Source organism: Pseudacidovorax intermedius (genome assembly GCF_003350475.1).
Lineage (GTDB): Bacteria > Pseudomonadota > Gammaproteobacteria > Burkholderiales > Burkholderiaceae_C > Xenophilus > Xenophilus intermedius.
Genome location: NZ_QQAV01000002.1, coordinates 540,197 through 552,062, shown reverse-complemented (window position 1 = coordinate 552,062; position 11,866 = coordinate 540,197). Strand labels below are relative to the sequence as shown.

12 protein-coding genes are annotated in these 11,866 nt (G+C 69.6%); 9 read left to right on the top strand and 3 right to left on the bottom strand.

Going from position 1 to position 11,866, the window contains the following annotated elements; all coding sequences use genetic code 11:
- Nucleotides 1-14: 14 nt before the first annotated feature.
- A complete protein-coding gene (locus DFR41_RS09210; protein ID WP_017761145.1) occupies nucleotides 15-518 on the bottom strand; it encodes a (2Fe-2S)-binding protein in 504 nt (167 codons plus the stop codon).
- A 157-nt stretch (nucleotides 519-675) separates the two neighbouring features.
- On the opposite strand from DFR41_RS09210, the gene DFR41_RS09205 reads away from it, so the two are divergent.
- The 4 genes from DFR41_RS09205 (at nucleotide 676) to trxC (ending at nucleotide 3,153) form a co-directional block, all read left to right on the top strand.
- Entirely contained in the window at nucleotides 676-1,773 is a 1,098-nt protein-coding gene (locus tag DFR41_RS09205) for a helix-turn-helix domain-containing protein (protein WP_114802484.1), read from the top strand.
- Nucleotides 1,774-1,895: 122 nt separating this feature from the next.
- Nucleotides 1,896-2,216: a thioredoxin family protein gene (locus DFR41_RS09200; protein ID WP_114802483.1), complete on the top strand. Its 321-nt coding sequence runs from the start codon at nucleotides 1,896-1,898 to the stop codon at nucleotides 2,214-2,216.
- 88 nt (nucleotides 2,217-2,304) lie between these two features.
- Nucleotides 2,305-2,661 carry a hypothetical protein gene (locus tag DFR41_RS09195; RefSeq protein WP_052383560.1) on the top strand — a complete coding sequence of 119 codons (357 nt, stop codon included), beginning with the start codon at nucleotides 2,305-2,307 and terminating at the stop codon, nucleotides 2,659-2,661.
- A 27-nt stretch (nucleotides 2,662-2,688) separates the two neighbouring features.
- Nucleotides 2,689-3,153: a thioredoxin TrxC gene (trxC, locus tag DFR41_RS09190; RefSeq protein WP_114802482.1), complete on the top strand. Its 465-nt coding sequence runs from the start codon at nucleotides 2,689-2,691 to the stop codon at nucleotides 3,151-3,153.
- Nucleotides 3,154-3,180: 27 nt separating this feature from the next.
- Here the strand turns inward: trxC and DFR41_RS09185 are convergent, their stop codons facing one another.
- On the bottom strand, nucleotides 3,181-3,561 hold the full coding sequence (locus DFR41_RS09185; RefSeq protein WP_211322565.1) for a DUF1304 domain-containing protein: 381 nt from the start codon (nucleotides 3,559-3,561) through the stop codon (nucleotides 3,181-3,183).
- A 56-nt stretch (nucleotides 3,562-3,617) separates the two neighbouring features.
- Between DFR41_RS09185 and DFR41_RS09180 the strand changes: the two genes are divergently transcribed.
- The 5 genes from DFR41_RS09180 to DFR41_RS09160 all read left to right on the top strand — a co-directional run bounded on the left by DFR41_RS09180 (nucleotide 3,618) and on the right by DFR41_RS09160 (nucleotide 10,728).
- Entirely contained in the window at nucleotides 3,618-4,199 is a 582-nt protein-coding gene (locus DFR41_RS09180) for an IMPACT family protein (RefSeq protein WP_114802481.1), read from the top strand.
- A gap of 193 nt (nucleotides 4,200-4,392) precedes the next feature.
- A complete protein-coding gene (poxB, locus tag DFR41_RS09175; protein WP_017762245.1) occupies nucleotides 4,393-6,117 on the top strand; it encodes a ubiquinone-dependent pyruvate dehydrogenase in 1,725 nt (574 codons plus the stop codon).
- 186 nt (nucleotides 6,118-6,303) lie between these two features.
- Nucleotides 6,304-8,898: a DNA mismatch repair protein MutS gene (mutS, locus tag DFR41_RS09170; protein WP_114802547.1), complete on the top strand. Its 2,595-nt coding sequence runs from the start codon at nucleotides 6,304-6,306 to the stop codon at nucleotides 8,896-8,898.
- A gap of 35 nt (nucleotides 8,899-8,933) precedes the next feature.
- Nucleotides 8,934-9,764, top strand: a complete 831-nt coding sequence (locus DFR41_RS09165) for a proteasome-type protease (protein ID WP_114802480.1) — start codon at nucleotides 8,934-8,936, stop codon at nucleotides 9,762-9,764.
- A 163-nt stretch (nucleotides 9,765-9,927) separates the two neighbouring features.
- Nucleotides 9,928-10,728 (top strand): alpha/beta fold hydrolase, encoded by an 801-nt coding sequence (locus tag DFR41_RS09160; RefSeq protein WP_114802546.1) that lies wholly within the window; start codon nucleotides 9,928-9,930, stop codon nucleotides 10,726-10,728.
- A 208-nt stretch (nucleotides 10,729-10,936) separates the two neighbouring features.
- Here DFR41_RS09160 and DFR41_RS09155 read toward each other — a convergent pair whose 3' ends face one another.
- The gene (locus tag DFR41_RS09155; protein WP_017762249.1) at nucleotides 10,937-11,761 is read right to left on the bottom strand and encodes an undecaprenyl-diphosphate phosphatase; all 825 of its coding nucleotides are present in this window, start codon (nucleotides 11,759-11,761) and stop codon (nucleotides 10,937-10,939) included.
- Nucleotides 11,762-11,866: the final 105 nt, after the last annotated feature.

Here is an 11,866-nt window from a genome sequence, read left to right as displayed (position 1 = left end):
GGACTCCTTTTCGCTCAGGCCGTGGCGGTGGCGGACGAGGTGGCGGACTGGCCTTCGGCCATGCCCTGGCCGCCCATCTTCACGGCCTTGACGATGTTCTGGTAGCCGGTGCAGCGGCACAGGTTGCCGTCGAGCAGCTCGCGGATCTCCTGCTCGTCGGCACCGGGATGCTGCTGGCACAGGTCGATGGCGCTCATCACCATGCCGGGCGTGCAGAAGCCGCATTGCAGGCCATGGCATTCCTTGAAGGCGGCCTGCATCGGATGCAGCGTGCCGTCGGGCTGGGCGATGCCCTCGATGGTGGTGATCTCGGCGCCGGCCGCCTGGGCCAGCAGGATGTTGCAGGACTTCACCGCACGTCCGTTCATGTGCACCGTGCAGGCGCCGCACTGGGCGGTGTCGCAGCCCACGTGGGTGCCGGTGAGTTGCAGATGCTCGCGGATGGCTGTGACGAGGAGGGTGTTGGGCGCTGCGTCCACATTGACGGCGCGACCATTGACACTGAGGGATACCTGCATGCTGGCTGTCTCCATTCGAGGGGATGGCTGGGTGGCACGAGGGCCGAAGCGTCTCATGTTCCGCGCCCACCCAGGGGCAGCGCTCAGGCAAAACCCTAGCGCGATGGACGGTCGGGCCCGAAATTCTCAAAATGGAACACCCCCACGAAAAGCCCCCATGGAGACACCGGTCCGTCCCGCGCCCGACCGCGCCGGCGCCATTGCGCTGGCGCGCGGGCACTGGCTGCATGGCACCCAAGGACGCCATGCGCCGCCCATCGAGCCCTGGATCACACGCTCCTGGCAGCGCTGCCTGGCCGCCGGCCGTCAGCCGAACGAGCGCGTGCAGTTCGACCCGGTCTCGGCCCCCCGGCTGCGCCAGGCCACCGAGGCCAGCCGGCGGCTGATCGAGGCGGCCCGTCCAGTGATGGACCGCCTGTCGCGCGCCATTGCCGCCACCCGCTACTTCGCCCTGCTGACCGATGCCGAGGGCACGGTGCTCGACGTGGGCGCGTTGCCCGCACAGGAAGACCGCGCCATCGCCGACATCGCCCGCGTGGGGGTGGATCTGTCGGAGCGGGCCGTCGGCACCACGGCCATCGGTGCCACCCTGGCGGAGCAGGCGCCGGTCTGGCTCCACCGCGGCGAGCACTTCTTCGACGACACCAGCGTCTACACCTGCGCCGGCGCGCCGCTCTTCGACCCGCAGGGCCGCTGCATCGGCATGCTGGACCTGACGGGCGTGCAGGTGGAGGAGCGGCCCGAGCTGCAGCACCTGGCCCGCCATGCCGGCCAGGCCATCGGCAACCGCCTGCTGCGCGCGCAGCCGCATGCCCTGCTGCTGCAGCTCAACTGGCCCGGCTGCCTGGGCCCCGTCGAAGGTGCCGACAGCGACGGGCTGCTGGTGCTGGACACCGACGGATGCATCACGGGCGCCAACGCGCTCGCACGTCAGTTGCTCGGCCTGCAGGGCACGGGCCCCTGGCCGGCCGACGAAGTGTTCGCGGCGCCCGCGCCTCTGCTCTTCGACGCTGCCAGCCGCGGCGCCGCGCCGCTCGAAGTCCCGTTGTGGAACGGCCTGCGCACCCAGCTGCGTGCCACGCGAAGCGGCGGGACCGGCCCGCGCGCGGCCGGGCGCCCACGCTTGAAGGAGGCACAGGACGCGTGGATCCGCCAGGCGGTCGACGAGGCCCAGGGCAATGTCGCCGAGGCGGCCCGGCTGCTCGGCGTGAGCCGGGCGACGGTCTACCGCAAGCTGGGGCGGCGGGGCGGTTGACCGCGGGGCCGGCCCTTCTGCCGCCAGCGTCCGATGTACCCCTTCCCTTCCCGGGCAGCCACCGACATTCCATGCCGGCCCTGCCGCACACGCGGCCGGCCCGACGCTGCCACACTCCCGATATGACCCGACCCTACGAACCGGAAACCCTGCGCCAGGATGAAGTGGCCGCCCTCACCGGCCCCACCGTCCTCGAATTCGGCGCCAACTGGTGCGGCATCTGCAAGGGCGCCCAGCCCGCCATCACCGAAGCACTGGCCGAAGCACCCGAGGGCCTGCGCCACATCAAGGTGGAAGACGGCAGCGGCCGCCCGCTGGGCCGGGCCTTCAGCGTCAAGCTGTGGCCGACGCTGGTGTTCCTGAAAGACGGCCAGGAAGTGGCCCGGGTGGTTCGCCCCGCATCTGCCGATGCCGTGCGGGAACCCCTGCGGCAGTTGGCCTGAGGCACGGAGCCAGGCGCCCGCCGCGTGCAACTGCGGCAGCGCAGCGGCGCCTCTTGCAATGCGCATGCACGCCCCAAAACTCGGGGGCATGAACACCTCTCGCACCCATACCCCCCATGCCGTGCTGCTCGCTCACGATCTGGAGCGGATGGAGCGCGGCCACCCCGACGCGGGCCAGTACCGGCTCGTGGCCCAGCGGCTGGCCGCCGCGCTGGACCAGGTCCAGGACACCGACGTGTTGCAGCCCTTGCTGCAGGCTTCGCCGGCCGCAGCCGCCGTGTACGAGAACCTGCGCTACCAGCATGCCGGCCTGTGCCGGTCGCCGCTGGAGGCCTCACTGGCCGCCGAGCAGACCGCGCGGGCGGCCATCGACCGGGCGCAGGCCCTGGCCCGCAAGGGTGCCGCGCCGGCCGGTGGCCAGGCTTCCGGCCCGGCCGCCGCCTGAAGTCCACGCGCACGATCGGAGAAGCCCATGAGCGAGAAGACGGCCGACAGCCTGCATGTGGTCTGCCCTCACTGCCAGACCACCAACCGCGTGCGTACCCAACAGCTGGGCAGCGCCCCTGACTGTGGTCAGTGCCACAAGCCGCTGTTCACCGGCCATCCGGTGGCGCTCGACACGGCGGCCTTCGAGCGGCATGTGGGGCGCGGCCAATTGCCGGTGCTGGTGGACTTCTGGGCGCCGTGGTGCGGCCCTTGCCGGCAGATGGCGCCGGCCTTCGAGCAGGCGGCCCGGACCCTGGAACCGCATGTGCGCCTGGCCAAGGTCGACACCGAGGCGCAGCCTGCGCTGGGCGCGCGCTTCAACATCCGAAGCATTCCGACGCTGGCCCTGTTCGTCGGTGGCCGCGAGATCGCCCGCCAGCCCGGCGCGATGGGCAGCGCCGACATCGTGCGCTGGACGCAGCACGCGCTGCGGCGCGCGCCGACCGTCTGAAGACCGGGCGTCGCCGGCGCGTCCGCTTCAGCCGAGCGCCAGCAGCGCGGCCATGGCGAGCACGGCCGGCACGGTCTGCACGAACAGGATCTTTCGGTTCGACGTGGCAGCACCGTACAGCCCTGCCACCGCCACGCAGCCCAGGAAGAAGAGCTTGACCGCAAGGCCGGCAGCGCCGAGCCACAGTCCCCAGATGAGCCCCACCGCCAGGAAGCCGTTGTAGAGCCCCTGGTTGGCCGCGAGCACGCGGGTGGCCCGTGCGAACTCGGGCGTGAGGCCGAAGGCCTTGTGGCCGCGCGGCGTGTCCCATAAGAACATCTCCAGCATCAGGATGTAGACGTGGATGAGGGCCACCAGGCCCGTCAGCAGATTTCCGATCACGTTGTTCTCTCTTTCCTCGACCGCCATTCGGCCTGCGGCATCATCGCCGACCCGACCGTCGCGGCGCCTGTCGCCCTGTTCCCATGCCTTTTTCCATCGCGGCGCCCGCCAGCTTCGAACTGCTGGTACGCAAGAGCCGCTTCCTGGCCTGCGTGCAGCCGGTGCCCGACCGGGCGGCGGCTCAGGCCATCGTGTCGCAGTTGCGAGCCCAGCATCCGGATGCGGCCCATGTCTGCTGGGCACTGATGGCAGGCGGGCAGTCGGCGGCCGTGGATGACGGCGAGCCCGCGGGCACCGCCGGCCGGCCGATGCTGGAGGTGCTGCGCCACCATGACCTGGAAGGCGTTCTGGCCACGGTGGTGCGTTACTTCGGCGGCGTGAAGCTGGGCGCCGGCGGCCTGGTCCGCGCCTACACCGACGCCGTGGCGCAAGCCCTGAAGGCCGCGCAGGCCGTGCCGCTGCAGCGGCGTGTCCTGCTGAGCTGCGAGGTGCCCTATGCGCTGGAAGGCACCGTTCGCCGCGCCCTGGCGAATGCCGACGCCGCGCTGCTGGAGGTGGACCACGGCAGCGTCGTGCGCTTTCGCTTCGAGGTGGTCGACGACGCGGCGCCGGCCCTGATAGCGGCCATCACCGACGCGTCGCAGGGGCGCGTGGGCTGGTCCTGACGCGCGCCCTGAGACCGTTGGCATTGCGCGTCAGGGACGCAATTCGCCCCAGAGCGCCCTGCTGTGCGAGCCAATGGACGCCCACACCGCGGACCGGGAGCGCCGCTATCGCTTAGCTCCTACGCAGCCCACCTGGTGGCATTTGTAGGATGAACGTGAGTCCATTCGTATTTACCCTCAACCTGGAGCCGCCATGCCTTTCACCGTCGCCGACCTCCTCGCCCAAAGCCTTGCCGATCTCGGCGTCGAGCGCATCTGGGGCGTGACGGGCGACAGCCTCAACGGCCTGAACGACAGCCTGCGCCGGCTGGGCCGCATCGAATGGATGCATGTGCGGCACGAGGAATCGGCCGCCTTCGCCGCCGGCGCCGAGGCGGCGCTCACCGGCCGGCTGGCGGTCTGCGCGGGCAGTTGCGGGCCCGGCAACCTGCACCTCATCAACGGCCTGTTCGACTGCCAGCGCAACCGGGTGCCGGTGCTGGCCATCGCCGCGCACATCCCCTCCTCGGAGATCGGGCTGGGCTACTTCCAGGAGACGCATCCGCAGGAGCTGTTCCGCGAATGCGCGGACTATGTGGAGCTGGTCTCCAACCCGGCGCAGATGCCGGCTGTGCTGCACCGCGCGATCCAGACGGCCGTGGGGCGAGGGGGTGTGGCGGTGCTGGTGATCCCCGGCGACGTGGCGCTGGCCGCTGCGCCGGTCGACGCGGCGCCCCGCATCCCCCTGGCGCCGCGGCCGCGCATCGTGCCGCCGGACGCCGCGCTCGACGAACTCACCGCCCACCTCGACGGAAGCCGGGCCATCACGATCCTCGCCGGCAGCGGCTGTGCCGGGCACCACGATGCCGTGGTGGCCCTGGCCGAGCGGCTCAAGGCGCCCATCGTTCATGCACTGCGCGGCAAGGAGCATGTGGAATGGGACAACCCCTACGACGTGGGCATGACCGGCCTGATCGGCTTCGCCTCCGGCTACCACGCCATGGAGAACGCCGACACCCTGCTGATGCTGGGCACCGACTTTCCGTATCGCGCCTTCTATCCCAAGGACGCGCACATCGTGCAGATCGACCGCGACCCCGGCGCCCTCGGCCGCCGGGCGCCGCTGGCGCAGGGCTTGGTCGGCGACGTGGGCGACACCATCGCCGCACTGCTGCCGCGACTCCAAGACCACGACGACCGGCGCTTCCTCGATGGCGCACTGGCCCACTATGCGAAGGCGCGCGAGGGCCTGGACGACCTGGCCGTGCCCACCGGTGCGGGTCGACCGCTGCACCCGCAGTACGTGGCGCAGCGGGTGAGCGCGATGGCGGCCGACGATGCCGTCTTCACCGCCGACGTGGGCACCCCCACGGTGTGGGCAGCGCGCTACCTGAAGATGAACGGCCGGCGCCGGCTTATCGGCTCCTTCAACCATGGCTCCATGGCCAACGCCATGCTGCAGGCCATGGGCGCACAGGCGGCAGCGCCCGGGCGGCAAGTGGTCTCGCTCTCGGGCGACGGCGGCTTCACCATGATGATGGGCGACTTCCTGAGCCTGGTGCAGCTGGGCCTGCCGGTGAAGGTAATCGTCTTCAACAACGGCAGCCTGGGTTTCGTCGCCATGGAGATGAAATCCGGCGGCTACCTGGACACCGGCACCGACCTGGCGAACCCGGACTTCGCGGCGATGGCGACGGCCATGGGCGTGCGCGGCATCCGCGTGACCGACTCCGCCGAGCTTGACGGCGCCCTGGCCGCCGCCTTCGCCCACGACGGCCCGGCGCTGGTGGACGTGGTCACGGCCAAGCAGGAACTGGTGCTGCCGCCCAAGATCGAGGCGGAGCAGGCCAAGGGCTTCGGGCTGTACCTGCTCAAGGCCATCATGAATGGGCGCGGGGACGAGGTGATGGAGCTGGCGCGGACGAACCTGTGGCGTTGAGGACGGGGCGCCCGGGTCGATAATCCACGCCCTTCGTCGGCCCGCCCCGCAGCGGGCCGACCTCGCGCACAGCATCCGCCATCCGGCAGCAGGCATGCGCGGCCCCTGGACATCGACAAGCAATTGCAAGACCCGAGCACCGCCCTGCCGACGCCGGCCAGCGCCGACTTCTCCGCGCACACGCCAATGATGGCGCAATATTTACGGTTGAAAGCCGACCATCCCGAGACGCTTCTGTTCTACCGGATGGGCGACTTCTACGAGCTGTTCTACGGCGATGCCGAGAAGGCCGCGCGGCTGCTCGACATCACGCTGACCACCCGCGGCCAGTCCGCTGGCTCGCCGGTCGTCATGGCCGGCGTTCCCTTCCATTCGGTCGACACCTACCTCGCCCGCCTCATCAAGCTGGGTGAGTCGGTCGCCATCTGCGAGCAGGTGGGCGAGGTCGGCGCTGCCAAAGGCCCGGTGGAGCGCAAGGTGGTGCGCGTGGTCACGCCCGGCACGCTCACCGATGCCGAGCTGCTGGCCGACAAGAGCGACGCCATCCTCATGGCCGTGCATGCCGGCCCGCGCAACGCCTGCGGCCTGGCCTGGCTCAGCGTCACCGGCGCCGAGGTGCACCTGGCGGAGTGCGACGCCGACGCGCTCGAAGGCTGGCTGCAACGCGTGGGCCCGAGCGAGCTGCTCTACAGCGCCGAGGTCACGCCGGCTTTCGAGCAGCGCCTGAAGCTGCAACGCGAGCCGGGCGGCTTCACGCTGTCGGTGCGGCCCGCGTGGCAGTTCGACGCCGGTCTGGGCGAGCGCAAGCTGCGCGAGCAACTGGGTGCTGCCAGCCTGGCCGCGTGGAGTGCCGAATCGCTGGGCCAGGCCCATGCCGCTGCCGCCGCGCTGCTGGGCTACGCCGAACACACGCAGGGTCGCACGCTGTCGCACCTGCAGCGCCTGGCCGTCGAGCGCGATGGCGAGCTGATCGCGCTGCCCGCCACCACCCGTCGCAACCTCGAGCTGGTGCAGACGCTGCGTGGCGAGGAGTCGCCCACCCTCTTTTCGCTGCTGGACACCTGCATGACCGGCATGGGCAGCCGCATGCTCAAGCGTTGGCTGCTGGCCCCGCGCCGCGATCGGGCCGAAGCCCAGGCCCGGCTGGGCGCGATCGCCGCCCTGCGCGCACCCGCGCCCGGCGAGACCGCCGCGCCCTGGAAGCTGCTACGCGAGCAGCTCAAGAACACCAGCGACGTGGAGCGCATCTCCGCCCGCGTCGCGCTGCGCCAGGTGCGCCCGCGCGAGTTGGTCGCGCTGCAGCTGGCGCTGACCAAGTGCGAGCGTCTCGGCCCGCTGCTGCCGAGAGGTTCCCCGTTGCTGGGCTACTTCGCCGAAGAGCTGGTGCCGCCGCCCGGCTGCGCGGAGCTGCTGGCGCGCGCCATCCGGCCCGAGCCTGCTGCGCTGATCCGCGAGGGCGGCGTGATCGCCACCGGCTTCGACGCCGAGCTGGACGAGCTGCGCGCCATCGGCGAGAACTGCGACGGCTTCCTGCTGGAGCTGGAGACGCGCGAGCGCGCCCTCACCGGCATCGCCAACCTGCGGGTGCAGTTCAACCGCGTGCACGGCTTCTACATCGAGATCACGCAGAGCGCCCTTTCGCGCGTGCCCGAGCACTACCGCCGCCGCCAGACACTGAAGAACGCCGAGCGCTTCATCACGCCCGAACTCAAGGCCTTCGAGGACAAGGCGCTGTCGGCGCAGGACCGCGCCCTGGCGCGCGAGAAGTGGCTCTACGAGCAGTTGCTCGACCAGTTGCAGCCGCATGTGCCGGCCCTCACGCGTGTGGCGGCTGCGCTGGCCTCGCTCGACGCCCTCGCGGCGCTGGCCGAACGCGCCCACATGCTCAACTGGAACGCGCCCAGCTTCGTGGCCCATCCCTGCATCGAGATCGAGCAGGGCCGCCATCCGGTGGTGGAGGCACGCCTGGCCGAAAAATCGAGCGGCGCCTTCATCGCCAACGACACGCGGCTCGGGCCCAGCCAGCGCATGCAGGTCATCACCGGCCCCAACATGGGCGGCAAGTCGACCTACATGCGGCAGGTGGCCATCATCGTGCTGCTGGCCTCCATCGGCTCCTGCGTGCCGGCCCACAGTTGCAGGCTGGGGCCCATCGACGCCATTCACACCCGCATCGGCGCGGCCGACGACCTGGCCAACGCCCAGTCCACCTTCATGCTGGAAATGACGGAGGCCGCGCAGATCCTGCACAGCGCCACGGCGCATTCGCTGGTGCTGATGGACGAGATCGGCCGCGGCACCAGCACCTTCGATGGCCTGGCGCTGGCGGCCGGCATCGCGGCGCACCTGCACGACAAGGCCAAGTCCTTCACGCTCTTCGCCACGCACTACTTCGAGCTGACGGAGTTCCCGGCCACGCACCGCGCGGCGCTCAACATGCACGTGAGCGCGACCGAGAGCGGCCGCGACATCGTCTTCCTGCACGAGATGCAGCCCGGCCCGGCCAGCCGCAGCTACGGCATCCAGGTGGCGCGGCTGGCCGGCATGCCGGCAGCGGTGATCCACCATGCCCGCGGCGCGCTGGAAGCGCTGGAATCGCAGCAGACCCAGGCGCAGGCCCAGGTCGACCTGTTCGCGCCCCCGCCCGTGGCCCAAACGCCGCAGGAGAGCCCCGTAGAATCCGCGCTGGCCACGCTCGACCCCGATGCGATGAGCCCCCGGGAGGCGCTCGAAGCGCTCTACACACTCAAAAAGCTGCACCAACGCGAGCGTCGGGACTGAAGCCTCCGCGGCCCGCCCGCCGACCGCGCATCACCATGACGTACTGCGTAGGCATCAAACTCAACGCCGGCCTGGTCTTCCTGTCGGATTCCCGCACCAACGCGGGCGTGGACCACATCAGCACCTTCCGCAAGACCATCGTCTACGAGAAGGCCGGCGACCGCACGATGGTGCTGCTGTCGGCCGGCAACCTGTCGATCTCGCAGTCGGTGCGCGAGATCCTGCAGATCGAAGAGCTGGAAGAGCGCGGCCGCGAGGGCCCGCCCATCACGATCTGGAACGCCAAGAGCATGTTTGACGCCGCGCGCGTGCTGGGCTCGGCCGTGCGCCATGTGTACGACCGCGACGGCGAGGCGCTGAAGGCGGCGGGCGTGGACTTCAACGTGAGCTTCATCCTCGGCGGCCAGGTCAAGGGCGAGGGCATGCGACTCTTCCTCGTCTACTCGGCTGGCAATTTCATCGAGGCCACGCCCGAAACCCCCTACTTCCAGATTGGCGAAGCCAAGTACGGCAAGCCCGTGCTCGACCGCGTGCTCACGCCCGACACGCCGCTGGACGAGGCCGCAAAGTGCGCGCTGGTGTCGATGGACTCGACCATGAAGTCCAATCTGTCGGTGGGCCTGCCGCTGGACCTGGTGGTGTACGAAGCCAACCGCTTGCAGACCGACAAGGTGATCTGCATCGACGCCGACAACCCCTACTTCCGCATGATCCGCGACGGCTGGGGCCGCAAGCTGCGCGAAGTCTTCGACAGCCTGGAAGACCCGGTCTGGAACGACGACCAGACGGCGCATCCGCTGAAGATGCCGGCCGGCCGCCACGGGGCGCTGCGCAAGATATCCACGCGGGACGAGAAGCTCATCTGAGAAGGCCGGCCCGCTGTGGCCGCACCGAGTTCATCTCCACCTTGTGAGCCGAGCGGCGCCACACCCCTTACCGGCGTTCGCCCCCTGTCCTCCTGATTCCCGCATCCACCGCCTGCTGCCGACCGTGCCTGCCTCCGCGCCCTTGCCATCCGCCGCGGCCACGCTGCCGCCCATCGTCTTCTCTCACGGCAACAGCTTTCCGGCCAGCACCTACCGGGTGATGCTCGACAGCCTGCGCGCCCGTGGTTTCGCGGTGCACGCCATCGAGAAGTTCGGCCACGACCCGCGCTTCCCGGTCACCGACAACTGGCCGCATCTGGTGGAACAACTGGCGGAATTCGCCGCGCCCGTGGCCGACGCGGCGGGCACCGCCCCGTTCCTGGTCGGGCATTCGCTGGGCGGCATCCTGAGCGTCATGTGCGCGTCGAAACATCCCTTGCTGGCGCGCGGGGTGGTGATGATCGATTCGCCCATCATCGACGGCTGGCGCGCCGGCACGCTGGGCCTGGTCAAGCGCACCCCGCTGATGCGCCGCGTCTCGCCCGGCATGGTGAGCCGCAAGCGCCGCGACAGCTGGGAAGACCGCGAGGCGGTGTTCGAGCACTTCCGACACAAGAAGGCCTTCGCGCGCTGGGATCCCCAGGTGCTGCACGACTACATCGACCATGGCACCTTCGTGCATGGCGATGCCCGCGCCCTCGCCTTCGACCGCGACGTCGAGACCGCGATCTACGACAACCTGCCCGACAACATCGGCCGCCTGCTGCGCAGCCGGCCGCTGCAGTGCCCCTGCGCCTTCATCGGTGGCCGCCAGTCGTTGGAGATGAAGCGCGCCGGCATGGCCGCCACCCTGCGCCTGACGCGCGGGCGCATCAGCATGCTGGACGGCACACACCTCTTCCCGATGGAAAAGCCGATCGCCACGGCAGCGGCCATCGAAGCGACGCTGCGCAACCTGCTCTGAGGACTTTCTCGGCCCGCGTGGGGCATGGGGGTCGGCGAGCACGATGCGGGGCGCCAAAGGACAAAAGCCACCGGCCTGCGACCGGTGGCTTTTCTGTTTGCACCTCATGCGAAGGCTCAGGGAAGCGCGCTACACCCGACCTATGCGCCCCCAAACCGTTCAGGCTGAGCTTATCGAAGCCGGGGCGCGATGACCTGCCCCGCGCCACTCAATCCGCCCAGACCACCATGCCGCTCCAGGCCGTGCCCAGCACGATCAGGCCGAACACGATGCGGTACCAGGCAAAGGGAATGAAGCTGTGGGTGGAGATGTAGCGCAGCAGCCAGCGCACGCACAGCCAGGCGCTGATGAAGGAGAAGACCAGGCCCACCGCGAACATCGGGATGTCGGCCACCGACAGCAGCGCCCGCTCCTTGTAGAGGCTGTACACGCCCGCGCCGATCAGCGTCGGGATAGCCAGGAAGAAAGAGAAGTCCGTAGCCGCCTTGCGCGAGAGGCCCAGCAGCATGCCGCCGATGATGGTGGAGCCGCTGCGGCTTGTGCCGGGGATCATGGCAAAGCACTGCACCAGGCCGACCTTGAGCGCGTCCCAGGGCGTCATGTCGTCCACATGCTCGACGCGCACGGCACCCGGCGGCCGCTTCTCGGCCCAGAGGATGATGAAGCCGCCGATGATGAAGGTGCTGGCCACCACGGTCGGGATGAACAGGTGTGCCTTGATGGCCTTGCCGAACAGCAGGCCCAGCACCACGGCGGGCAGGAAGCCGATCAGCACGTTGAGCGCCAGACGCTGCGCCTTTCGCTGACGGGGCAAGGCCACGACGGTGGACTTGATCTTCTGCCAGTACACCAGGATCACCGCGAAGATCGCGCCGGTCTGGATCGCGATGTCGAAGACCTTGGCCTTGCCGTCATCGAAGCCCAGCAGCGAGCCTGCGAGGATGAGGTGACCCGTGGAGGAAATCGGAAGGAACTCGGTGAGCCCTTCCACGATGCCCATGATGGCGGCCTTGGTCAGCAGAACGATGTCCAAAACGGAACTCCTGTTTTCGAAAGCCGGGCCATTCAGCCCGCGAGACACACAACACCCAAAACAAAAAGCCGCTGTGGATTTGACTCCACAGCGGCTTTCAGCTTC